The organism is Falsihalocynthiibacter sp. BN13B15, assembly GCF_041205415.1.
Lineage (GTDB): Bacteria > Pseudomonadota > Alphaproteobacteria > Rhodobacterales > Rhodobacteraceae > Falsihalocynthiibacter > Falsihalocynthiibacter arcticus.
Genome location: NZ_JBGFCE010000006.1, coordinates 107,695 through 130,270, shown reverse-complemented (window position 1 = coordinate 130,270; position 22,576 = coordinate 107,695). Strand labels below are relative to the sequence as shown.

Below are 22,576 nucleotides of genomic sequence, written 5' to 3'. Positions count from 1 at the left end.
ATGACAGACCTACGCAAAATCATCATCGACGAAACAGAAGTTGAAGTCGATCCCGCGATGACGCTCATTCAGGCGTGTGAACAGGCCGGCGTGGAAATTCCGCGTTTTTGCTATCACGAGCGCCTGACGATTGCGGGCAACTGTCGCATGTGTCTGGTGGAAGTTGTGGGCGGTCCGCCCAAGCCAACGGCCTCTTGTGCGATGCAAGTTAAAGATTTACGCCCCGGCCCAGAGGGCCAGCCGCCCGTTGTACGCACCAACTCGCCGATGGTCAAAAAGGCCCGCGAAGGCGTGATGGAATTCATGCTGATCAACCACCCGCTGGATTGCCCGATTTGCGACCAAGGCGGCGAGTGCGATTTGCAAGACCAAGCGATGGCCTATGGCATTTCGCAAAACCGCTATAACGAACCAAAACGCGCCTCGGATGACTTGGACTTGGGGCCGCTTGTGGCGACCACAATGACCCGTTGTATTTCCTGCACGCGCTGTGTGCGCTTCACATCCGAAGTCGCGGGTATCTCGCAGATGGGCCAAACGGGCCGTGGCGAAGATGCTGAAATCACAAGCTATTTGAACGAAACCCTCGACAGCAACTTGCAAGGTAACATCATTGATTTGTGCCCTGTTGGCGCGCTGACCTCTAAGCCATACGCGTTTACGGCGCGGCCTTGGGAATTGACCAAAACCGAAACCATCGACGTGATGGACGCGCTTGGCAGCAACATCCGCGTGGACACAAAAGGCCGCGAAGTGATGCGCATTTTGCCACGCAACCATGATGGCGTGAATGAAGAGTGGATTTCCGACAAAACCCGTTTTGTGTGGGATGGCTTGCGTCGTCAACGTTTGGACACACCCTATATTCGTGAAAACGGCAAGTTGCGTAAAGCCAGTTGGGGCGAGGCCCTTGCGGCCGCCGCGGCTGGTCTTAAAGGCAAAAAAGTTGCCGGTATCGTGGGTGATCTTGCGCCTGTGGAAGCGGTTTACGCGCTTAAGGGTATCGTCGACGGCCTTGGTGGCAACGTGGAATGCCGTACCGACAACGCGAAATTGCCAGAGGGCAACCGCGCGGGTTATGTGGGAACGGCGACGATTGAGGACTTGGATACAGCCGAAGCGATCATGTTGATCGGCACCAACCCTCGTGTTGAGTCGCCAGTTTTGAACGCACGTATTCGCAAGGCTTGGACCGCAGGGGCCAAAGTTGGCGTCATCGGCGAAGCGGTTGATCTGACGTATGAATACTTCCACCTCGGCACCAGCCGTGCGGATTTGGTCAAACTCAACGAAGGCGATCATTCCGACGCTTTGAGCCGCAAATCGATTGTGGTTATCGGTCAAGGCGCGTTGCAGGAAGCGGATGGCGAAGCGGTCCTTTCCCAAGCGATGAAATTTGCCGAAGCCACCGAAAGCAAGTTCATGGTACTTCACACTGCCGCCGCGCGAGTTGGTGCGATGGACGTGGGGGCTGTGACGGACGGCGGCCTGACGGCGGCGCTTGATGGTGCGGAAGCTGTTTATAATTTGGGCGCCGACGAAGTTGAAATCGCAAAAGGGGCCTTTGTTATCTACCAAGGTTCGCACGGCGATCGCGGGGCGCACCGCGCCGATGTGATCCTACCAAGTGCTGCCTATACGGAAGAAGGCGGCCTGTTTGTGAATACAGAAGGGCGTCCACAATTGGCCCATCGCGCCGGATTTGCACCGGGGGAAGCCAAAGAAAACTGGGCGATCTTGCGGGCTTTGTCGGCGGAATTGGGCGCGACATTGCCCTATGATAGCCTTGCTGCGTTGCGGACCGCTTTGATTGCGGACGTGCCGCACCTTGGGAATATCGATGTGGTTGCGGAAAATGCATGGAAACGCGTGCCGCTGCGCAAACCTGCGAAGGCGGATCTGCGCAATGCGGTGAAGGATTTCTACCTGACCAATCCGATTGCCCGCGCCAGCCAGTTGATGGCCGAACTTTCGGCAAATGCAAAAGCTCGCAATGAAACCGCGGTGGCTGCGGAATAATGACGGGTTTCTTCACACATAAAACGGCCTTGACCCTCGCTCTTGCGGGCGGTGTTTTGGCGGGGTGTGAGGGAAATGACGTACCGCGTGCGGAATTGCCTTTCACGCCCACATATAATGGCATCGAAACCCGCCTTTTGGACGGGGATTTGGTGAGCTTTATTGTGGAAATGGAAGGCGCGCGCGACAATCAAGACGTTGCGGATTATGGCAAATGTGCTGCGGCGCAATATGCAGTGATCCGTGGATATGGTTTTGCGCGACATGTGCGCACAAACGTGAACGAAGAGGGTGGCATTTGGCGTGGGGATGCTGTTTACACCATCTCAAACGCGTTACCCGATGGTCTGATTACGATCGACGCAGAAGTCGTCGTTGCGGACTGCAAAGAAACTGGGATACCGACGGTGTGAGGATCTATGGCTGAATTTCTATCAACCCCTTGGGGGACTTTCCTCCTCATCATAGCACAATGCCTTGGCGTATTGGCTTTCGTGATGATTTCCTTGCTGTTTTTGGTCTATGGCGACCGGAAAATTTGGGCGGCGGTGCAGATGCGTCGCGGTCCCAATGTTGTGGGGGCATTTGGCCTTTTGCAATCGGTGGCCGATGCGTTGAAATACGTGGTCAAAGAGGTTGTTGTGCCCGCGGGTGCGGATAAAACGGTCTTCTTCCTTGCGCCGCTGACCAGCTTTGTTTTGGCGATGGTGGCTTGGGCGGTGATCCCGTTCAACGACGGTTGGGTGCTTTCTAATATCAACGTCGCGGTGTTGTTTGTGTTCGCGGTGTCCTCGCTTGAGGTTTATGGTGTGATCATGGGCGGTTGGGCGTCGAACTCTAAGTATCCGTTCCTTGGGTCTTTGCGCTCGGCGGCGCAGATGATTTCCTATGAGGTCTCGCTTGGCCTGATCATCATGTCCATCATCATCTCGACCGGTAGCTTGAACTTTACCGATATCGTGAATGCGCAATCGGGCGACCTTGGGTTGTTCAACTGGTATTGGTTGCCACACTTCCCGATGGTCTTTTTGTTCTTCATCAGTGCCTTGGCGGAAACTAACCGCCCACCGTTCGACCTTCCGGAAGCGGAATCCGAACTGGTAGCAGGCTATCAAGTGGAATATTCCGCGACACCGTTCCTTTTGTTTATGGCGGGTGAATACATCGCGATCTTCTTGATGTGCGCGCTGATTACCCTGTTGTTCTTTGGCGGCTGGTTGTCCCCGATCCCCGGCATCCCTGATGGCGTGCTTTGGATGGTTGGCAAAATGGCGTTCTTCTTCTTCCTCTTCGCGATGGTGAAGGCGATCACGCCACGGTACCGCTACGACCAATTGATGCGCATTGGCTGGAAAGTGTTCCTTCCCATGTCGCTCGCTTGGGTCGTAATCGTTGCCTTCTTGGCACAATTTGGAGCCTTTGGCGGCGCGTATGCCCGCTGGGCAGTAGGGGGCTAAGTCGATGGCTATGGATTATACCCGCGCGGTCAAATATTTCTTCTTGGCGGATTTCGCCAAGGGGATGGCCCTTGGCCTGAAATACTTTTTCGCGCCCAAAGCGACGTTGAACTACCCGCACGAGAAGGGCCCTTTGAGCCCGCGTTTTCGTGGCGAGCATGTTTTGCGCCGCTATCCCAATGGCGAAGAGCGCTGCATCGCGTGTAAATTATGCGAGGCGGTCTGTCCCGCGCAAGCGATCACTATCGACGCCGAACCACGCGAGGACGGCAGCCGCCGCACCACGCGCTATGACATTGATATGACCAAATGCATCTATTGCGGCTTCTGCCAAGAGGCGTGCCCCGTCGATGCGGTTGTTGAAGGGCCGAATTTCGAATTCTCGACCGAAACCCGCGAAGAGCTGTTTTACGACAAAGAGAAACTGCTCGCGAATGGGGACCGTTGGGAAGCTGAAATTGCTCGCAACCTCGAAATTGACGCGCCTTACCGCTAGGCCGTCCCACGACACCGCCCCTTGAGGGCACATCAAAGTCCCGAATGGGGACAGGAAGAAGGACAGTAAAATGGGCATTGTTGATTTCGCCTTTTATGTCTTTGCCATAACAACTGTTGCGGCGGGGCTGTTTGTGGTTGTGTCGCGCAACCCTGTGCACTCGGTGCTTTGGCTGATCCTTGCGTTCCTGTCGACGGCAGGGCTTTTCGTGATCCTTGGCGCGGAATTCGTAGCGATGCTTTTGGTGATCGTTTACGTCGGCGCGGTTGCCGTGCTGTTCCTCTTTGTGGTGATGATGCTCGATGTGGACTTCGCTGAGTTGCGGGGGGGGATGGCCAAGTTTGTGCCATTTGCTTTGCTGATTGGCGTTGTTTTGTTGATGGAACTCGGGCTTGCGATTGGCGTTTGGAATGCAGCGGACACCGCTGAGGCCGCGCGCGCCGCCGTTACGCCCAACCCAAGCGACGTGCAAAATACGGCCGCTTTGGGGCAACTTATCTATGACGATTACATCTACCTGTTTCAGGCCTCGGGCCTGATTTTGCTGGTGGCGATGATTGGCGCGATTGTGCTGACGATGCGCCATCGTCCGGATGTGAAACGCCAAAACGTGTTGGAACAGATGCATCGTGATCCCGCGAAGGCAATGAAAGTTGTCGACGTGAAACCGGGGCAGGGTTTGCTGTGAATTTATGGCTGGTTATCGGTGTTGCGATGATTGCCTTTGGACTGGCGGTGCGTTGGTATCGCAAGAAGAACGAGAAAGACGAGGACTGAAATATGGTCGGACTTGAACATTATCTCGCGGTGGCGGCGGCGTTATTCGTCATCGGTATTTTCGGGCTTTTCCTGAATCGCAAGAACGTCATCGTCATTTTGATGTCGATTGAGCTTATGCTGCTTGCGGTCAACATCAACTTTGTCGCGTTCTCAAGCTATTTGGGCGATCTTGTCGGGCAGGTGTTTACCCTGTTTGTCCTGACGGTTGCCGCCGCAGAGGCCGCGATCGGCCTTGCGATCCTTGTTTGCTTCTTCCGCAACCGCGGCACGATCGCGGTCGAAGATGTCAACGTGATGAAGGGCTAGCGCATCATGGAAAAAATCATTCTTTTTGCACCGCTCGTCAGCGCGCTAATCGCGGGTTTTGGCTGGCGTTATATCGGCGAGAAGGGCGCGCAATATTTGACAACGGGTCTGTTGTTTCTTGCGGCCTTCCTCAGCTGGATCGTCTTCTTCACGTTTGATGGCGAAACGCGCTATATCCACATTCTCGACTGGGTTCAGTCTGGCAGCCTTGATGTGGCCTGGGCCATTCGTCTGGATCGCCTCACCGCGTTGATGTTGATCGTTGTGACAACGGTTTCGAGCGTCGTTCACCTTTATTCCATTGGCTATATGGACAATGATCCGGCGTGGAAAGTTGGCGAAAGCTACAAGCCACGGTTCTTTGCCTATTTGAGCTTCTTTACCTTCACCATGCTCATGTTGGTGACAGCCAACAACCTTCTCCAAATGTTCTTTGGTTGGGAAGGCGTTGGGGTTGCCTCCTATTTGCTTATTGGTTTCTACTACCGCAAGCCTTCGGCAAATGCGGCGGCGATGAAAGCCTTTATCGTCAACCGTGTTGGAGACTTTGGCTTCCTGCTCGGGATTTTCGGTTTATTCTATCTGACCGATAGTATCTCGTTTGACGAAATCTTCACGGCGGCGCCTAAGCTTGCTGAAACGCAACTTCATTTCCTTTGGACAGAATGGAACGCTGCTAACCTGTTGGCATTCCTCTTGTTCATTGGTGCGATGGGTAAATCGGCCCAGTTGTTCCTGCACACATGGCTTCCCGACGCGATGGAAGGTCCGACACCTGTTTCGGCGCTGATCCACGCGGCGACGATGGTTACCGCCGGTGTTTTCCTTGTGTGCCGCATGTCTCCGTTGATGGAATTTGCACCAGACGCCACCACATTCATCGTTATCATTGGGGCAACCACGGCGTTCTTTGCGGCGACCGTTGGTCTTGTGCAAAACGATATCAAACGCGTCATCGCTTATTCCACCTGTTCTCAGCTTGGCTATATGTTTGTGGCGGCGGGTGTTGGCGCTTACTCGGCGGCGATGTTCCACTTGTTCACACACGCGTTCTTTAAGGCGATGTTGTTCCTTGGCGCTGGCTCTGTGATCCACGCGATGCACCACGAACAAGACATGCGCAACTTTGGCGGTCTTCGTAAGAAGATCCCGATGACCTATTACGCGATGTTGATCGGCACGTTGGCCATCACGGGTGTTGGCGTTCCCCTTACTACCATCGGTTTCGCTGGGTTCCTGTCCAAGGATGCGATCATCGAAAGCGCATGGGGCGCGCAAAACGGCGTTGGCATGTATGCCTTCTGGATGCTTGTTATTGCGGCCTTTATGACAAGCTTCTACAGCTGGCGTTTGATGTTCATGACCTTCTTTGGCGAAGCACGCGGCGACAAGCACACGCATGAGCATGCGCATGAAAGCCCGATGGTGATGTTGATTCCACTCGGCGTTCTTGCGCTTGGGGCGGTGTTCTCGGGGATGATTTGGTTTGGTAGCTTCTTTGGCGACCACGATCAGGTCAATAAGTTCTGGGGTGTGCCAACGCATGAAGTTGTCGCAACTGAGGGCCACGCAGAAGAAGCGGATACACATGCAGAACCCGCAACCGAGGCTGCTCCTGAAGTTGAACACGTTGTTGCGACAGGTTGGACCAAAGGGCAGGGCGCACTTTACGTTAGCCCCGACAATCATGTCATGGACAACGCGCACCACGCACCTAAATGGGTCAAAGTTTCGCCCTTCATCGCGATGATGCTCGGCCTTGGATTGGCGTATTTGTTCTACATCGTAAATCCAAAGCTTCCAGTAAGTTTGGCAAAAACAAACCAGCCTATCTATCTGTTCTTGCTCAACAAATGGTACTTTGACGAAATTTACGACGTGCTCTTTGTGCGCAGCAGCAAAGCAATTGGCCGTTTCTTCTGGAAGGTGGGCGATATGAAAATTATCGACGGGGGTCTCAACGGACTCGCCATGGGGATCATCCCCTTCTTTACCCGCCTCGCAGGGCGTGCCCAGTCGGGTTACCTGTTCCACTACGCGCTGGCCATGGTGCTCGGTTTGGTGGTGTTAATTACTTGGATGACAATCAGCGGAGGGGCTGAATAATTATGGAAAACCTTCTTTCCATCGTCACTTTTGTTCCGCTTTTGGGCGCGCTCGTTTTGGCGTTGTTCCTTCGGGGTGACGACGCCTTTGCCCAACGCAATGCGAAATTGGTGGCGCTGGCCACAACCACTGCGACGTTCCTGTTGTCCCTCGGTGTCCTGACTGGATTTGATGCTTCAAACACAGGTTTCCAATTCGTTGAGGAATCTCAATGGATTATGGGCCTATCCTATAAAATGGGTGTGGATGGTATTTCGCTTCTCTTCGTGATGCTGACCACGTTCCTGATGCCTTTGGTGATCCTGTCCTGCTGGAGTGTAACTACTAAAGTTAAAGACTATATGATCGCTTTCTTGCTCCTTGAAACGCTGATGCTCGGTGTGTTCATGGCGCTTGACCTGATCCTGTTCTACGTCTTCTTTGAGGCGGGTCTTATCCCGATGTTCCTAATCGTGGGGATTTGGGGTGGCAAGGATCGCATTTATGCGGCGTTTAAATTCTTCCTCTATACGTTCTTTGGGTCTGTTCTCATGCTGGTCGCGATGATCGCCATGTATCTGGATGCAGGCACAACGGATATCGTGCAGCTTCTGACCCATGATTTCGCGTCAGAAACCATCCAAGTGCTTGGGTTTAGCATTGTCGGCGGCATGCAAACGCTTCTGTTCCTTGCCTTCTTTGCCAGTTTCGCGGTAAAAATGCCGATGTGGCCTGTGCACACTTGGCTTCCTGACGCACACGTTCAAGCGCCGACTGCGGGTTCTGTTGTTCTGGCGGCGATCCTGCTGAAAATGGGCGGCTATGGCTTCCTGCGGTTTAGCCTTCCGATGTTCCCTGTTGGCGCCGAGCATATGACAAATTTTGTCTTTACGCTTTCCGCCATCGCGATTGTCTACACGAGCCTCGTGGCCCTCGTGCAAACCGACATGAAGAAGCTGATTGCTTATTCCTCGGTGGCGCACATGGGGTATGTGACGATGGGGATTTTCGCGGCCAATCAACAAGGTATCGACGGCGCGATCTTCCAAATGATCTCGCACGGCTTTATCTCAGGCGCGCTCTTCCTCTGTGTGGGCGTGATTTATGACCGCATGCACACACGCGACATCGCGGCCTATGGCGGCCTTGTAAACCGGATGCCTGCCTATGCGTTGATCTTCATGTTCTTCACCATGGCGAACGTTGGCCTTCCTGGGACATCCGGCTTTATCGGGGAATTCCTCGTGCTCGTGGGCGTGTTCCAAGTCAACACATGGGCAGCTTTGATTGCGGCTTCTGGCGTGATCTTCTCGGCGGCTTATGCCTTGTGGCTCTATCGTCGGGTCGTTATGGGCGATTTGCTCAAGGAGAGCCTCAAGTCGATCACAGACATGACGCGCCTTGAGAAATCGATCTTTGCCCCACTGGTTGCCATGACGATTTTGCTCGGGGTTTATCCAAACCTTGTTCTTGATCTCATTGGCCCCTCCGTTGAGGCGCTTGTCACCAATTACCACGCTGCTCTGCCTGCTTTGGCGGAAGCTGGCGCAGCAGTTACACACTAAAGGTGGGTCCGATGCTTTCTGCAGATATCTCCGTAGTTCTCCCAGAGATCGTCTTGGCTGTTTTTGCCATGGGGGCGCTGATGTTTGGCGTCTTCACGGGAAAAGACGAGGCCGCACCTTCGATCCTTTGGGCCACGGCCATTGTGATGGTGGTTCTTGGCCTCTGGATTTTTTCAGCGGGCGAGGGGGCAAGCACGGCCTTCAACGAAGCCTTTATTGATGACGCATTCTCGCGCTATGCAAAGGTTGTGATCCTGTGGTCCGCCGCCGCCATCTTGGTGATGGGGCAGGGCTACATGACCAAAAACGACCTGCTGCGCTTTGAGTATCCAGTTTTGATTGCGCTTGCGACTGTGGGCATGATGATGATGGTGTCTGCGGGCGATCTGATGGCGCTTTACATCGGTCTCGAGCTACAATCGCTGTCGCTTTATGTGGTGGCTTCGCTGCGCCGTGACTCGGTTAAATCCACCGAAGCTGGCTTGAAGTATTTCGTGCTTGGCGCGCTCTCCTCGGGGTTGCTGCTGTATGGCTCGTCCCTCGTTTACGGCTTCTCAGGGACAACAGTTTTCTCCGATATTCTCGCGTCGGTTCAGGGCGAACACTTGCCGATTGGCATGCTTATTGGTCTCGTGTTTATCGTGTCTGGTTTGGCGTTCAAAGTTTCGGCAGTGCCGTTCCACATGTGGACCCCTGATGTTTATGAAGGTTCGCCCACTCCTGTTACTGCGTTTTTTGCCACGGCGCCGAAAGTGGCGGCAATGGGCCTGTTCGCCCGCGTGGTTTTTGATGCTTTTGGCAATACCATCGGCGATTGGAGCCAGATCATCGCGTTGATCTCGGTGCTTTCCATGTTCCTCGGCGCGATTGCCGCAATTGGCCAAACCAATATCAAACGCCTGATGGCGTATAGTTCCATCGCACATATGGGTTTTGCCCTTATGGGGTTGGCGGCTGGAACGGTTGAAGGTGTTCAGGCGATGCTCATTTATATGACCATCTATGTCACCATGAACGTCGGAACATTCGCCTTTATCTTGATGATGCAACGTGATGGCAAACCCGTGACGGACATCAAAAGCCTGAACCGATATGCCACTCAAGAGCCACTGCGCGCCCTTGCACTTTTGGTCCTTATGTTCAGCCTCGCAGGCGTCCCCCCTATGGTTGGTTTCTTTGGTAAACTGGCCGTGCTTCAAGCGGCGGTGTCGTCGGGTATGGCGTGGCTTGCAATCGCGGGTGTGATCGCTTCGGTGATTGGCGCGTTCTATTACCTGCGCATCGTTTATTACATGTACTTTGGCGAAGAAGTAGATCCGCTTGATCGCGTATCTTCGCCCGTTCTCTGGGGATTGTTGATGGCATCGGCGGCGATTATGGTTGTTGGAATGGTCAACCTTTTTGGCATCGAACCCCTCGCAAATGCGGCTGCGGCGGCTCTTGTCAAGTAAGGCGCCTCCCATGTCGGCCTGGCCTGCGGGCTATGGCCGACACATCCTCGCAAGTGTGGACAGCACGCTCAACGAGGCGGCGCGGCTTGCGTCAAAACTCGCAGCCCCCACGTGGATTCTCGCCCATGAACAAACCGGTGCGCGCGGCCGTCGGGGACGCGCGTGGTCTATGCCAAAAGGCAACTTCGCCGCCACCCTCACCATGCGCCCGAACGAGCCTCCGGCAATCGTGGCTTTACGCAGTTTTGTGGCGTCTCTCGCCCTTTTTGACGCCCTAGTTGATTGCACCGGACGGGCCGAACCTTTTGCCCTCAAATGGCCGAATGACGTTTTGCTCAATGGGGGAAAGCTCGCGGGTATCCTCCTTGAAAGCTCAACCCAGCCCGATGGAACAACACCGCTTTCTATCGGCATCGGCGTCAACCTTGTGGCCGCTCCAAGCAAGGATGAAGTCGAGGAGGGGGCTCTCGCACCCGTCGATCTATTGAGTGAAACGGGCGCACGTGTGACGCCAGAAGAATTCCTTGAACTGCTCGCCGTGAGCTATGCCCGCTGGGAAAACAGTTTTACGACCTATGGTTTTGCCCCGACCCGCGAAGCATGGCTGGCGCGGGCCGCGCGTTTGGGCGAACCTATTCGCGCCCGCACCACAAACGACGAGCTTTTCGGCACATTTGAAACCATTGATGACGATGGTAAACTTATACTCCTGACCTCTTCAGGGCGGCACGCTATTCCTGCGGCTGATGTATTCTTTTAGGAGGCCCCATGCTTCTTGCGATTGATTGCGGCAATACAAACACGGTTTTTTCAATTTGGGACGGGGAGAAATTCCTCGCGACGTGGCGCTGTTCCACAGAACATCAACGCACGGCGGACCAATATTACGTGTGGCTTGCCACCCTCATGCAAATGCGCAAACTTGAGGTTGAGATCACCGATGTGATCATCAGCTCCACCGTGCCGCGCGTGGTTTTTAACCTGCGTGTGTTCACGGATCGTTATTTCAACACCCGCCCGATCGTGGTGGGCAAACCCGAGTGCCTCCTGCCGGTCGCCGTGCGGGTTGATGCGGGAACCGCCGTTGGACCAGATCGGCTTGTGAATACCGTTTCCGGCTTTGACCTTTATGGCGGCGACCTGATCATCGTGGACTTTGGCACCGCGACCACCTTTGATGTGGTTGACCAAGATGGCGCCTATATCGGCGGTGTTATTTCGCCAGGTGTAAACCTGAGCCTTGAGGCGCTTTCCCAAGCCGCCGCCGCCCTCCCTCACGTGGATGTGACCAAACCCGCCAAAGTTATTGGCACAAACACCGTTGCTTGCATGCAGTCGGGCATTTTTTGGGGTTACGTTGGATTGGTGAACGGGATATGCGAACAGATTAAAGCCGAGTTTGGCCGTGAGATGAAAGTTATCTCGACTGGCGGACTCGCCCCCTTATTTCAACAGGGCCACGCGCTCTTTGACCACTTCGAAGATGATCTCACCATGCATGGTTTGACTGTCATCCACAAATACAACAAGGATACCCAATCCAAATGAGCAGAGATCGTCTGATCTATCTCCCCCTTGGCGGCGCCGGTGAAATCGGTATGAACGCCTATGTATACGGTTACGGCCCCAAGGGTCGCGAACGTCTTATTCTCGTCGACCTCGGCGTGACTTTCCCCGATATGGACAGCACCCCCGGTGTTGACCTGATCATGCCCGACATCACGTGGCTTGAGAAAAACAAAGATCGCCTAGAGGCGGTTTTCATCACCCACGCCCACGAAGACCACATCGGCGGTATCGCCCATATGTGGCGCAAACTTGGTGCGCCGGTTGTTTATGCGCGGGTCTTTACGGCCCACCACGCACGCCGCAAAATGGAAGAGCAGGGTGCGGATCCGAGCGCCGTCAACACCGTTCCGGTCTATCCTGCCGTCACGGAAGCGGGGCCGTTTAAGGTGTCCTTCTTCCCTGTCGCGCACTCGATCCCCGAAAGTTCGGGCCTTGTGATCGACACACCTGCAGGTCGTATCGTGCACACGGGCGACTTCAAGCTCGACGAAACACCTGTTTTGGGCGAAGCTTTTGATCCCAAACTCTGGGCCGAGATCGCCAAACCTGGCGTCAAAGCTCTGGTTTGTGACTCAACGAATGTGTTTTCCGTCAAAGCAGGCCGTTCAGAGGCCACTGTTGGCCCAGAAATTGAGCGCCTCATCGGTGAATCCGCGGGTATGGTTGTTGCTACAACTTTCGCGAGCAACGTTGCGCGTTTAAAAACGCTTGCGCTCGCAGGGCAGCGGTCCGGACGTTCGGTTGTGCTCTTGGGGCGCGCCATGCGTCGCATGGTGCAGGCGGGTATGGAAACCGGTTTGCTCAAGGATTTCCCAACGGTTATTCCTGTTGAGGAAGCCCGCGAAATTCCCCGCAACAACCTGTTATTGTTGGCCACGGGATCACAGGGCGAACGCCGTGCCGCCGTCGCGCAACTCTCGCGCGGAAAGTACCTCGGGATGTCGATGAAAGAGGGCGACACGTTGTTGTTCTCGTCTAAAACCATTCCCGGAAATGAACGTGGTGTGATCTCGATCATGAATGCATTTTCGGAAATGGGCGTTGATATTGTGGACGACGACGATGGCCTTTACCATGTGTCCGGCCACGCTAATCGGCCAGATATCGAACGCACACATGAGATTTTCAAGCCACAAATGTTGATTCCGATGCACGGTGAACACCGCCATTTGCGCCAACACGCAAAACTTGGTGAAGCGCGCGGCATTGCGAGCCTTGTTGCGGTGAACGGAATGATGGTCGATTTTGCTGGAAACCGTCCCTCCGTGGTCGAGTATATTGATACAGGCCGTACCTATCTCGATGGCTCCGTGAAAATCGGCGCAATGGACGGGGTTGTGCGGGAACGCATTCGCATGGCGCTGCATGGGCACGTAATGGTTAATGTCATTATCGACGAGGATGACACGCCGCTTGGCGAGCCATGGGTCGAGACGATGGGCCTCCCCCGCAACGGCACAAGCAATGCAGATTTGGTTGAAGTGCTTGAGGGTGATCTGACGCAGGTGATGATGCGTATGGACGACAAAACGCTTTTGGACGACGATAAAATCGAAGAGCAAATCCGTCGCGCGACACGTATAACCACACAGAATGAAGTTGGCAAAAAGGCAGAAGTGACTGTTGTTGTGAGCCGTTTGATGGGGGCTTAGCCCCCCTCTAGACCAACTTAAGGGCTAAGAGATAAAAAAAGGGCGGTCGCATGGACCGCCCTTTTTTATTTGGTTTTATTTAGGTTTTTGACCTTCGCTTAACTCGTCCGGCGCTCTTCAAAGCTCATAGCAATGAATCCCGGTAGATGGTCGCCCATTCCGACAACACGGTTGTCGCGGCCGCGACCCTCACGTTGTTGGTGGTTGGCGGGCGCTTCTTTGGGGGCGCGTGGCTGTCTAGGTTTAGGCTCAGGCGTTGGTTGCTCTAAAGCGACGACGTTGTCGACAACAACGGGGGCTTCGGCCTCAACAGTTTGTGCAACCTCAGGGGCCGCTGCATCCGTTTTTGCACCACCGCGACGACGACGTGTCCGCTTTGGTTTCTCGGAAACTTCTGCTTCGGGTTTCGCCTCAACAGGGATTTCGGTGGCAGCTTCAACAGGTTTAGCCTTAGCCAAAGGGTTCTCCATGACGGGAACGTCCATTTTCACCAAACGTAGGATGTCTTCAAAATTGCGTTCATCCTGTGTAGAGCAAATGGTGATGGCTTTGCCGGAACGTCCTGCACGACCTGTGCGGCCGATCCGGTGCACATAGTCTTCGGCGTGGCTTGGAACGTCAAAGTTAAAGACGTGGCTCACGTTGGAGATATCAAGTCCGCGTGCGGCAACATCTGACGCGCAGAGAAAACGAATTGCCCCTTCGCGGAAGCCAGAAAGCACCGCCATACGCTTGCTTTGTTCTAGATCGCCGTGAATAGGTTCCGCGTTATACCCGTGTTGTTTTAGGGATTTCGCGACAATATCCACGTCAACCTTGCGGTTGCAGAACACGATGGCATTGGAACATGCGTCGCCTTCTTGCTCGATCAAAGCCCGCAAAACATCACGTTTTTCTTTTGCGGCGCGGTCCTTGCGGCTTGGTTTGACCATCACAACGGATTGCTGAATCGTTTCGCTCGTTGTGGCCGCACGGGCCACTTCGACTTTAACGGGGTTGGACAAGAACGTATTGGTAATCCGTTCAATTTCAGGCGCCATCGTGGCCGAGAAAAACAGGGTTTGGCGGGTAAAGGGGGTAAGGCTAAAAATGCGTTCGATATCGGGGATGAACCCCATATCAAGCATCCGGTCAGCCTCGTCGACAACCATGATTTGCACGCCAGTGAGCAACAGTTTGCCACGCTCAAAATGGTCGAGCAGACGGCCAGGTGTCGCAATTAGAACGTCAACACCACGATCAATCAGTTGGTCTTGCTCCTTGAACGAGACCCCACCTATCAACAGCGCCTTGGTCAATTTTGTTCCCTTGGCGTAAACGTCAAAGTTTTCTGCAACTTGTGCCGCAAGTTCGCGGGTAGGGGCCAAAACAAGGCTGCGCGGCATCCGTGCACGGGCACGCCCTTTGGCGAGCATCGTAATCATCGGAAGGGTAAAGCTGGCGGTTTTACCAGTGCCCGTTTGGGCGATGCCCAAGACATCACGCCCTTCGAGTGCTGGAGGAATCGCACCTGCCTGAATCGGCGTTGGCGTGTCGTAACCCGCAGCTTCAATAGCTTTGAGAACTTTGGGATTGAGTTTTAGATCGCTAAATTTAGTCATTGATGTCCATCTATTACGGCATCGGGCCGCAAGGTTGAGGGACGCCTGCTACAACGCGTCCCAGCGTTCAAGAGCCGCAGAATGCGGACTGCACTTGCCAATAAACCAGATTGGCGCGCGGGTCAATGAAGGCGACGAATTTGCGGCAGGTTGATGCCACAAGTGCACCAATTCCATCACGTTTCCGTGATTGTTTCGTTGTTGCGCGGGCCTTTCCGACTCGCTGCTCGACGATCCCGTAAAATCCGAAAACGCGAAAACATCGATTTATTAGTGGAAATCAGTCGATTAAGCATCGTGTGGCACAAATCTTCCATGATCGGATCGTCGCAGGCATTTAGGTAAAGCTTGCCAAGCAACTGTTGGTCGAGATCACCGCCAGCGATGGCATATTTCGACATTCCTAGGGGAAGCTTAAGGTTTTTATCCATCCGAAAGGGATGTGGCTTGCCTGGAGCGAATCCGGCGTGGAGGCGTTCGCTCTCATACAGTTTGAACAAGCCAAAGAGCATTTCCAGATTGCTCCCGACCTTGATTTGTGTCGAGTTTTCGCCGTGGTCGCCGAAGGTGGTTGCGGCAGAAATGAGCCAGCGCATGTTGAGTTGCGCGATCAAAAGCGGGCGATAGTCCCGCCATAATGTATGGAACAAGGCGATCGTTTCAGGGGGCGGGGCGTCGCGCCGTAAGCACGCGATACAGAGGCCGTGGACCACCAAAATTTCCGATTTTCCCTCGAACTCTTGGCTAAACTCAAGCTGTTTAGACCATAGATCAACAACGGGCCGCCGATCCCGCGCTTCGGGCTTAATATAGGGGCCAGCGGTAACTGTTTTGGCCACAGTTTCCGGAAGATTTGCCGCCGCATAGGGCAAAATTCCAGTGATGTCCGCGTATTGCGTTCGGTGGGCCGAAATTTTTCTGAGGACGCCTTCAAACCCTAATGGATAAGCCCCATTTGGATTGCTGTCGGTACCGGTCATGGTGTCTCCTTGAGGGCGAACTTTGGGTCGAGCCAAGCAGAAATACACGCATGATGCAAATTCTTTCACTGCGAAATTATCGCGCAGTGCCCCTATAAATGCAGGCAAGAATATCCATAGATTAGACCATCATTTCTTTGGTTGCCGTCAACGTCACGTCAGGGTAGTCGCGCCCAATACGGTCGATATCCCATTGTAAACGCGTCAGAAAAACAATGTCACCGTCGTGGTCGTGTGCGATATGCTGTTTGTTGGCGGCTTCGAATTTCTCAATTGCGGCTTTTCCGCCCGTGGCCCATCGAGCGCTGGTGAATTGGGATGGTTCAAAGCGCACAGGGAGGCCGTACTCAAGTTCTATGCGACTGGCGAGAACTTCAAACTGAAGTGCGCCAACAACACCGACAATAAAGCCGGAACCAAAAGCGGGTTTAAACACTTTTGCGGCGCCTTCTTCGGCAAATTGCATGAGGGCCTTTTCAAGGTGTTTACCCTTCATCGGATCGCCCGAGCGCACGCCTTGCAAGAGTTCGGGGGCAAACGATGGGATGCCCGTGGCGCGTATGACTTCGCCTTCGGTGAGCGTGTCGCCGATGCGCAATTGACCGTGGTTGGGAATGCCAATGATGTCGCCCGCCCAAGCTTCCTCGGCTAATTCGCGGTCAGAGGCGAGGAAGAGAACTGGGTTCGAAATGGACATCGGCTTCTTGGTGCGCACATGGGTAAGCTTCATGCCGCGTTTGAAATGACCCGACGCAAGACGCACAAAGGCGACGCGGTCGCGGTGTTTTGGGTCCATATTCGCCTGAACTTTAAAGACAAATCCGGTAACTTTTTTCTCTTCTGGGTGAACCGCGCGAGGACTGGCGGCTTGGGGCTGAGGTTCGGGGCCAAATTTCGCGATACCGTTCATCAGTTCTTTGACGCCAAAACTGTTGATGGCGGAGCCGAACCAGATCGGGGTCATGGTTCCGTCGAGCATGGCTTGATGATCGAAAGCGGGCAGTAAAGCACGCGCCATTTCGATTTCTTCGCGGAGTTTTTCAAGCAATTCCGCTGGGACGTGTTGCGCAAGTTGTGGGTCATCGAGGCCATTAATTTCGATGCTCTCGGCGACTTTGTTGCGGTCGGCGCGGTCCATAAGTTCCAGCCGGTCACGCAGAAGATCATAACAGCCCAAAAAGTCGCGCCCCGAGCCGATGGGCCAACTTGCGGGACACACATCAATGGCAAGATTTTCTTGGATTTCGTCTATGATATCAAATGTTTCGCGGCTTTCTCGGTCCATTTTGTTACAGAACGTCAGGATCGGCAGGTCGCGCATCCGGCAAACTTCGAACAGTTTTTGGGTCTGACTCTCAATACCTTTTGCGCCGTCGATGACCATCACCGCAGCGTCAACGGCCGTTAGGGTGCGATAGGTGTCTTCGGAAAAATCACTGTGGCCGGGCGTGTCGACAAGGTTGAACCGGTAGGGGCCAAAATCAAAGGACATCGCCGAAGCGGAAACCGAGATCCCGCGGTCTTTTTCCATTTGCATAAAGTCGGAGCGCGTACGGCGCGCTTCGCCCTTGGCCCGCACTTGGCCCGCCATTTGAATAGCACCGCCAAACAGAAGAAACTTCTCGGTGAGGGTCGTTTTCCCAGCGTCAGGGTGCGAAATGATCGCAAATGTACGGCGCCGAGCGATCTCGGGCGGTAAATTGCTAGCGGAGGCGATGATATCTGTCATTGCGGCGGTATAGCTTGGCGATCACAGGCGTGCAATCGAAACGCGCATGGGCGTGTCGGTGAAATGTACCTTATGACCCAAGGGATGAACGGCGAAGGCGCTCGGCGGCGTTGTTCTCTGCAAGGTTTGCGCGTGTGACTTCAATATCGCGATGCAACTGTTGGGGATGACTGACGATTTCCCGCTCCAGACGTTCTGCGAGGTCGGGCGGTAAAACAGCGGTCGTGCGTTTGGAAAAGGGGAGGCTTTCGGCGGCAATGCCTTCAGCATAAATAATCTGGTGGTGATCAAAGAGGATTTGGAAATGCTCAACAAATCCACCTTCAAGGACTGTCACGGTCTCGCCATTCACCAAGTCGCTGGCCCGTACAAAAACTTCGGGACGGCCGAGTTTGAGGTCGTCGCGTCGTTGGTAGATAAACAGCCGGTGATTCGGACTGACGTGCAGGTCGTTTTCGTTATTAAGCGCACCGGCCTTGATCACGATGGGGGCGAAATCTCCTACGGCGCGACTGGTGTGGTTGCCGATCCAGCGAATGACTTGAGGGCCGTTGTCACGGGTTAAAATACGGTCTCCAATACGTAGGTTTTCGATTGGATTTTGGCGGCCATCGGCCATTGTAATGTGGGTTCCGCGCATGAACGAGACACAGGCGACTTCGGCGAGACGTGTACGTGCAGCATCGGGATCAACCCGCATTAGCCGGTATTCGGTTTGCCGTTTTAGCGACGAAAGCGGTAGCAAATAGACCGCATCCAGGGCGTTTTCCGAAGGGTCGACCTCGGCTAAAACGAGGGCTTCGATGGTTTCTCCGCCCTGTGACATAAGGGTGATCGCGCAATCAAGGTGAAGTTGAAATCCGGCGGTGCCCACCAAACTGTTTGTCGACACAATAAACGGTCCGCTTTGCGACTCAGTGACGGTGATATTTGATTCACGGGCGTCCATGGCAAGGCTATAGATATCATCCAAACAGAGGTCGTCCGCATCGGCCAGATCATCGCCAAGATTTGCCCCGTGAAAAACCTTAAAATCCGACGCCAAATAGACGGGTAAATCCCGAATATGCGTTGCAGTAACGCTCTGTGCCGTGAAATTTTTCGGAGCCGTAATCGTCATGGTCGTGTCGTCCAGATTTGGGGCACGCCTCTTGGGCGGTGCTCCTAGTTAAATTGGTTCTAGTTAATAAGTGTTCAATAGAAGGGGCAACATTAAGGCAATGGGTGTGAAAAGGCTCGTTTTTTTTCCTTTCAATGCGTGGTTGGTGCCCATTTTTTGGGGCTGACGTTGGCTTCCATCTTTTGTGGAACCTGATAGGAATTAGAAAAGCAACAAAGGGAGTGACGATATGGACATGGGAATTGCAGGAAAACGGGCATTGGTTTGTGCGTCCTCCAAGGGTTTGGGCAAGGGTTGTGCCGAGGCTTTGGCGGCGGAAGGTGTTGATCTTGTGCTCAACGCGCGCACAGTCGGCCCGCTGGAAGAAACCGCGCAGAAAATTCGCGACACCTATGGGGTGAAAGTCATAGCAGTTGCTGCGGATATTACCAGCGAAGAGGGGCGCGCAAAGGTCCTTGCCGCGGCGGGGCACGTCGATATTTTGGTGACGAATGCGGGCGGGCCACCTCCGGGCATTTGGTCGGACTGGGATCGCGACGATTTCGTAAAAGCGTTGGATGCCAATATGTTGACGCCTATTGCTTTGATGAAAGCGCTCTTGCCAGCGATGATCGATCAGGGATGGGGGCGGGTTGTCAACATCACGAGCCAGTCGGTGAAATCCCCGATTGCAGCGCTTGGATTGTCCAATGCGGCACGGGCAGGTTTGACCGGCTATGTTGCGGGGACATCGCGCCAAGTGGCGCCTTCGGGAGTGGTGATTAACAACCTGCTTCCGGGTATTCACGCAACCGATCGCGCGGTTTCGTTGGACTCGGGTGTCGCAAAGGCGCAGGGCATTTCGATGGAGCAAGCGATTGAAACGCGCTCAGCGGGTATTCCAGCGCGCCGCTACGGAACGGCGGGTGAATTTGGCGCAACTTGTGCGTTTATGTGCAGCCAATATGCTGGCTATATGATCGGCCAAAACATCCTTTTGGATGGCGGTTCAATGAACGCAACAATGTAAAACAAATGGCGCAAACGGGCCAAAACGAAGGTCACGTTTGCGTCAGACTGCCCTTTTTGGGGTCGTGCCCCCGTCCAAAATAGTGATTTTCTGGTGGGAACAAAGTTTCCCCACATGGGGTTTCACGAGATTGGGGACATACATGCAAGCTTACTGGATCATTGGCGGATTTGGCCTTGTCGCTTTGGCGAGCCTTCTTGTGGCGCCCAAACGCGCGACTGTTGAGGGTTTTTTTCAGGGGCAAATCGGTGGCGCGTCGCCCGGTCTTTGGACGCTTGTTCTCTCTCAGGTCACCACATGGATTTTTGCGCGCTCCCTGATGAATTCGGCCATTTTGGGGTATTTTTACGGGATGGCCGGCACAATGGCCTATGCGGCGTATTACCTGTCGTTTTTAACGGGCGGATATGTAGTTGGGCACTTGCGCGGGGCGGGGGCAGGGTCGGTTCAGGACTGGCTGGCGGTACATTTTGGCGGCACGGGAACCAAATGCTATAACGTGGTTATTGCGCTGCGACTTTTGTCCGAAGTTTTCGCCAACCTGCTGGTTGTCGGGCTTGTTATCGGTGCCTTGATGCCCGATGTCGTCAATGCGCCGAGAGCGGCGATCCTCCTCGTTTCTATCCTTGGGTTAGCCTATTCCGCATGGGGTGGCCTTTCGGCGGCTCTGCGCACAGATGTGTTGCAAATGCTTGTTTTTATTGTGGTTTTTACCGTGGCGTTCCTCGCTCTCGTGTTCCAACCCGACTTTTCTCTTGCCAAAATCGTTACAAGCACTGGCACGTCGGGCAGCTATAACGGCTGGATCCTTATGGCGGTCGCCGCCCTTCAGGTGTTCTCCTACCCGATCCATGACCCTGTAATGATGGATCGCGGATTCTTGGCCGATGAGCGCATAACCAAAGCTTCCTTTCTGCACGCCTTTTGGATTTCGAGCCTCTTTATTATTGGGTTTGGGATGTTTGGTATTCAAGCGGGGTTGATGGGCGCGGAGTATCAAGGCGAGTTGCTGGGCACTTGGGCGGCAATTTTCCCTCAAGGGATTTTTATCGCCCTAATGTTGTCGCTGCTGATTTCCGCGCTCTCGACTCTTGATAGTGCACTGGCTTCTGCGGCGCGTCTCACGGTTGAGGAGTTGAAAATCCTGCCGCGCAGTTTAGCGGGGGGGCGCTTGGCGATGGTCGTCTTTATGGTGCTGGGGGCGGCTCTTACGCTTTGGGGAAACAGCAGCCTGTTCGATGCCGTTGCCGTCTCGGGAACCGCGTCGATGTTTTTAACGCCAACCCTTCTTGTTGGTTTGATTTTCGGACGGCCCATCGCCCTGTGGTCCTTTTTGGTCAGCTATGTCGCGGCGCTTATTGGGGCGGCGTTGTATTTTCTGCGTGCCAACGAAACTGTGGCGATGATCCTCCCCGAAGGGCATAAGTACGAACAGCTCTTGTTGATTTGCATTGTCGTTCTTGCGGTAGGATTTGTCGCAACCTTCCTTGGGATTGAACGTGGTCAAAGGGTTGCCCAGCCTTAGCCACACTGTTATCTGACATAGAATTGGTCTTCTCGACCGTTTCCCTCAGGTTAAGGCCGCTCAGTGACGCAACTATCGCCCTCCAAAATCGAAATGGAAACACCACGCCTTGAAATTCGCCGGATTTCGCGGGCGTTTAGCGGTCGTAATGTGGTTGATGATGTGTCGCTCAGGGTGATGCCGGGGCAGGTGACTTGCCTGCTTGGTCCATCAGGATGCGGAAAATCAACCACCCTTCGGATTATTGCTGGCGTCGAAATGCAGGACCGAGGCGAGATTTACGTCGATGGCAACCTCGTGTGTGATACGATTTATCGTGTGCCGCCAGAAGGGCGTTCTATTGGCCTGATGTTTCAGGATTTCGCGCTGTTTCCGCATTTAACCGTCGCCAAAAACGTAGCCTTTGGCCTAACGGGAACCCGCGACGAAAACATGGCGCGGGTTGAGGAACTTTTGACGCGGGTGGGGTTAGGGCACTTTGCTCAAAGTTATCCCCATGAGCTTTCGGGCGGCGAGCAACAGCGGATTGCCCTTGCACGTGCCCTTGCACCACGCCCGTCGATTATGCTGATGGATGAGCCGTTTTCAGGCCTTGATAACCGATTGCGCGACGACATTCGCGACGAAACACTCGCGGTCCTCAAGGATGAAGGCACCGCCGTTTTGCTGGTCACGCATGAACCCGACGAGGCCATGCGTATGGCCGACGAAATCGCCCTGATGCGCGATGGCCGGATTGTACAACAGGGTGCGCCCTATAACCTTTATAACAGCCCCTTTGATCTTGAAGCGGCGAAGTTCTTTAGTGATATCAATGTGATCCGTGGCGAAGTTCAAGGCGCCTTGTGCGACACACCCTTCGGTCAATTCCTCGCTCCCGGAAAGCCCAATGGGACCGTGTTAAATATCGCAATTCGGCCACAACATCTGCGCATCGATTTTGATCGCGCGGGCCGTGGTCCAAACCCCACGACCGTTGATGGCTCCCCTGCACGCGGTATTGTGACCCGCGCGAGGTTTATGGGGCGAGAGAGTCTTGTGGAATTCAAAATGGACTATGATGATTCCATTTTGAGCGCGACTGTACCGTCCGTTTTCTTGCCAAAAGAGGGCACTCCCTTGTGGTTGATGATCCGTCGGGACCGTTGTTTCGTGTTCAACGCTTAAAAGTGATGGGCCTTGAAGTGCCCTCGAAATTGCCAATAGCTTCTATTTGGACGCAAATTGGTGTA

20 protein-coding genes are annotated in these 22,576 nt (G+C 54.2%); 16 read left to right on the top strand and 4 right to left on the bottom strand.

Annotated elements, in window-relative coordinates:
• From nuoG to AB9F26_RS12130, 13 genes are all read left to right on the top strand, one after another.
• Positions 1–2,019, top strand: a complete 2,019-nt coding sequence (nuoG, locus tag AB9F26_RS12190; protein ID WP_369768158.1) for an NADH-quinone oxidoreductase subunit NuoG — start codon at positions 1–3, stop codon at positions 2,017–2,019.
• Positions 2,019–2,432: a hypothetical protein gene (locus tag AB9F26_RS12185; protein ID WP_179946747.1), complete on the top strand. Its 414-nt coding sequence runs from the start codon at positions 2,019–2,021 to the stop codon at positions 2,430–2,432. The genes nuoG and AB9F26_RS12185 overlap by 1 nt, the downstream gene beginning before the upstream one ends.
• 6 nt (positions 2,433–2,438) lie before the next feature.
• Positions 2,439–3,476, top strand: coding sequence for an NADH-quinone oxidoreductase subunit NuoH (nuoH, locus tag AB9F26_RS12180; RefSeq protein ID WP_369768157.1), 1,038 nt, complete (start codon positions 2,439–2,441; stop codon positions 3,474–3,476).
• A 4-nt stretch (positions 3,477–3,480) separates the two neighbouring features.
• Positions 3,481–3,972 carry an NADH-quinone oxidoreductase subunit NuoI gene (gene nuoI, locus AB9F26_RS12175; protein ID WP_039000536.1) on the top strand — a complete coding sequence of 164 codons (492 nt, stop codon included), beginning with the start codon at positions 3,481–3,483 and terminating at the stop codon, positions 3,970–3,972.
• 70 nt (positions 3,973–4,042) lie between these two features.
• Positions 4,043–4,660: an NADH-quinone oxidoreductase subunit J gene (locus AB9F26_RS12170; RefSeq protein ID WP_039000535.1), complete on the top strand. Its 618-nt coding sequence runs from the start codon at positions 4,043–4,045 to the stop codon at positions 4,658–4,660.
• A complete protein-coding gene (locus tag AB9F26_RS12165) occupies positions 4,657–4,749 on the top strand; it encodes an LPXTG cell wall anchor domain-containing protein (protein WP_156477532.1) in 93 nt (30 codons plus the stop codon). The genes AB9F26_RS12170 and AB9F26_RS12165 overlap by 4 nt, the downstream gene beginning before the upstream one ends.
• A 3-nt stretch (positions 4,750–4,752) precedes the next feature.
• Positions 4,753–5,058: an NADH-quinone oxidoreductase subunit NuoK gene (nuoK, locus tag AB9F26_RS12160; protein ID WP_039000533.1), complete on the top strand. Its 306-nt coding sequence runs from the start codon at positions 4,753–4,755 to the stop codon at positions 5,056–5,058.
• A gap of 6 nt (positions 5,059–5,064) precedes the next feature.
• Positions 5,065–7,164, top strand: coding sequence for an NADH-quinone oxidoreductase subunit L (gene nuoL / locus AB9F26_RS12155; RefSeq protein WP_369768155.1), 2,100 nt, complete (start codon positions 5,065–5,067; stop codon positions 7,162–7,164).
• A 2-nt stretch (positions 7,165–7,166) separates the two neighbouring features.
• Positions 7,167–8,708: an NADH-quinone oxidoreductase subunit M gene (locus AB9F26_RS12150; protein ID WP_335586305.1), complete on the top strand. Its 1,542-nt coding sequence runs from the start codon at positions 7,167–7,169 to the stop codon at positions 8,706–8,708.
• Between the two features lie 11 nt (positions 8,709–8,719).
• The gene (gene nuoN, locus AB9F26_RS12145) at positions 8,720–10,159 is read left to right on the top strand and encodes an NADH-quinone oxidoreductase subunit NuoN (protein ID WP_369768154.1); all 1,440 of its coding nucleotides are present in this window, start codon (positions 8,720–8,722) and stop codon (positions 10,157–10,159) included.
• Between the two features lie 10 nt (positions 10,160–10,169).
• Complete coding sequence (locus AB9F26_RS12140; protein WP_369754586.1) at positions 10,170–10,919, top strand: biotin--[acetyl-CoA-carboxylase] ligase; 750 nt, start codon at positions 10,170–10,172, stop codon at positions 10,917–10,919.
• 8 nt (positions 10,920–10,927) lie between these two features.
• The gene (locus AB9F26_RS12135) at positions 10,928–11,707 is read left to right on the top strand and encodes a type III pantothenate kinase (RefSeq protein WP_039000527.1); all 780 of its coding nucleotides are present in this window, start codon (positions 10,928–10,930) and stop codon (positions 11,705–11,707) included.
• Positions 11,704–13,380: a ribonuclease J gene (locus tag AB9F26_RS12130; RefSeq protein ID WP_335586308.1), complete on the top strand. Its 1,677-nt coding sequence runs from the start codon at positions 11,704–11,706 to the stop codon at positions 13,378–13,380. Before AB9F26_RS12135 ends, AB9F26_RS12130 begins: the two co-directional genes overlap by 4 nt.
• A 98-nt stretch (positions 13,381–13,478) precedes the next feature.
• On the opposite strand, the gene AB9F26_RS12125 is transcribed toward AB9F26_RS12130, so the two are convergent.
• From AB9F26_RS12125 to AB9F26_RS12110, 4 genes are all read right to left on the bottom strand, one after another.
• A complete protein-coding gene (locus AB9F26_RS12125) occupies positions 13,479–14,981 on the bottom strand; it encodes a DEAD/DEAH box helicase (RefSeq protein ID WP_369768151.1) in 1,503 nt (500 codons plus the stop codon).
• A 176-nt stretch (positions 14,982–15,157) separates the two neighbouring features.
• The gene (locus tag AB9F26_RS12120; protein ID WP_369768150.1) at positions 15,158–15,961 is read right to left on the bottom strand and encodes a hypothetical protein; all 804 of its coding nucleotides are present in this window, start codon (positions 15,959–15,961) and stop codon (positions 15,158–15,160) included.
• A 121-nt stretch (positions 15,962–16,082) separates the two neighbouring features.
• Positions 16,083–17,690 carry a peptide chain release factor 3 gene (locus AB9F26_RS12115; protein WP_335586311.1) on the bottom strand — a complete coding sequence of 536 codons (1,608 nt, stop codon included), beginning with the start codon at positions 17,688–17,690 and terminating at the stop codon, positions 16,083–16,085.
• Between the two features lie 70 nt (positions 17,691–17,760).
• The gene (locus tag AB9F26_RS12110; protein WP_369768148.1) at positions 17,761–18,810 is read right to left on the bottom strand and encodes a Hint domain-containing protein; all 1,050 of its coding nucleotides are present in this window, start codon (positions 18,808–18,810) and stop codon (positions 17,761–17,763) included.
• 229 nt (positions 18,811–19,039) lie between these two features.
• Between AB9F26_RS12110 and AB9F26_RS12105 the strand changes: the two genes are divergently transcribed.
• The 3 genes from AB9F26_RS12105 (at position 19,040) to AB9F26_RS12095 (ending at position 22,511) form a co-directional block, all read left to right on the top strand.
• Positions 19,040–19,819: an SDR family NAD(P)-dependent oxidoreductase gene (locus tag AB9F26_RS12105; RefSeq protein ID WP_369768146.1), complete on the top strand. Its 780-nt coding sequence runs from the start codon at positions 19,040–19,042 to the stop codon at positions 19,817–19,819.
• Between the two features lie 142 nt (positions 19,820–19,961).
• Entirely contained in the window at positions 19,962–21,344 is a 1,383-nt protein-coding gene (locus tag AB9F26_RS12100; RefSeq protein WP_369768145.1) for a sodium:proline symporter, read from the top strand.
• A gap of 93 nt (positions 21,345–21,437) precedes the next feature.
• A complete protein-coding gene (locus tag AB9F26_RS12095) occupies positions 21,438–22,511 on the top strand; it encodes an ABC transporter ATP-binding protein (protein WP_335586319.1) in 1,074 nt (357 codons plus the stop codon).
• Positions 22,512–22,576: the final 65 nt, after the last annotated feature.

Bases quoted from the DNA above. Each gene is read 5' to 3' on its own strand.
- nuoG (WP_369768158.1), top strand. From the start codon at position 1: ATGACAGACCTACGCAAAATCATCATCGACGAAACAGAAGTTGAAGTC.
- AB9F26_RS12185 (WP_179946747.1), top strand. From the start codon at position 2,019: ATGACGGGTTTCTTCACACATAAAACGGCCTTGACCCTCGCTCTTGCG.
- nuoH (WP_369768157.1), top strand. From the start codon at position 2,439: ATGGCTGAATTTCTATCAACCCCTTGGGGGACTTTCCTCCTCATCATA.
- nuoI (WP_039000536.1), top strand. From the start codon at position 3,481: ATGGCTATGGATTATACCCGCGCGGTCAAATATTTCTTCTTGGCGGAT.
- AB9F26_RS12170 (WP_039000535.1), top strand. From the start codon at position 4,043: ATGGGCATTGTTGATTTCGCCTTTTATGTCTTTGCCATAACAACTGTT.
- nuoK (WP_039000533.1), top strand. From the start codon at position 4,753: ATGGTCGGACTTGAACATTATCTCGCGGTGGCGGCGGCGTTATTCGTC.
- nuoL (WP_369768155.1), top strand. From the start codon at position 5,065: ATGGAAAAAATCATTCTTTTTGCACCGCTCGTCAGCGCGCTAATCGCG.
- AB9F26_RS12150 (WP_335586305.1), top strand. From the start codon at position 7,167: ATGGAAAACCTTCTTTCCATCGTCACTTTTGTTCCGCTTTTGGGCGCG.
- nuoN (WP_369768154.1), top strand. From the start codon at position 8,720: ATGCTTTCTGCAGATATCTCCGTAGTTCTCCCAGAGATCGTCTTGGCT.
- AB9F26_RS12140 (WP_369754586.1), top strand. From the start codon at position 10,170: ATGTCGGCCTGGCCTGCGGGCTATGGCCGACACATCCTCGCAAGTGTG.
- AB9F26_RS12135 (WP_039000527.1), top strand. From the start codon at position 10,928: ATGCTTCTTGCGATTGATTGCGGCAATACAAACACGGTTTTTTCAATT.
- AB9F26_RS12130 (WP_335586308.1), top strand. From the start codon at position 11,704: ATGAGCAGAGATCGTCTGATCTATCTCCCCCTTGGCGGCGCCGGTGAA.
- AB9F26_RS12125 (WP_369768151.1), bottom strand. From the start codon at position 14,981: ATGACTAAATTTAGCGATCTAAAACTCAATCCCAAAGTTCTCAAAGCT.
- AB9F26_RS12120 (WP_369768150.1), bottom strand. From the start codon at position 15,961: ATGACCGGTACCGACAGCAATCCAAATGGGGCTTATCCATTAGGGTTT.
- AB9F26_RS12115 (WP_335586311.1), bottom strand. From the start codon at position 17,690: ATGACAGATATCATCGCCTCCGCTAGCAATTTACCGCCCGAGATCGCT.
- AB9F26_RS12110 (WP_369768148.1), bottom strand. From the start codon at position 18,810: ATGACGATTACGGCTCCGAAAAATTTCACGGCACAGAGCGTTACTGCA.
- AB9F26_RS12105 (WP_369768146.1), top strand. From the start codon at position 19,040: ATGGACATGGGAATTGCAGGAAAACGGGCATTGGTTTGTGCGTCCTCC.
- AB9F26_RS12100 (WP_369768145.1), top strand. From the start codon at position 19,962: ATGCAAGCTTACTGGATCATTGGCGGATTTGGCCTTGTCGCTTTGGCG.
- AB9F26_RS12095 (WP_335586319.1), top strand. From the start codon at position 21,438: ATGGAAACACCACGCCTTGAAATTCGCCGGATTTCGCGGGCGTTTAGC.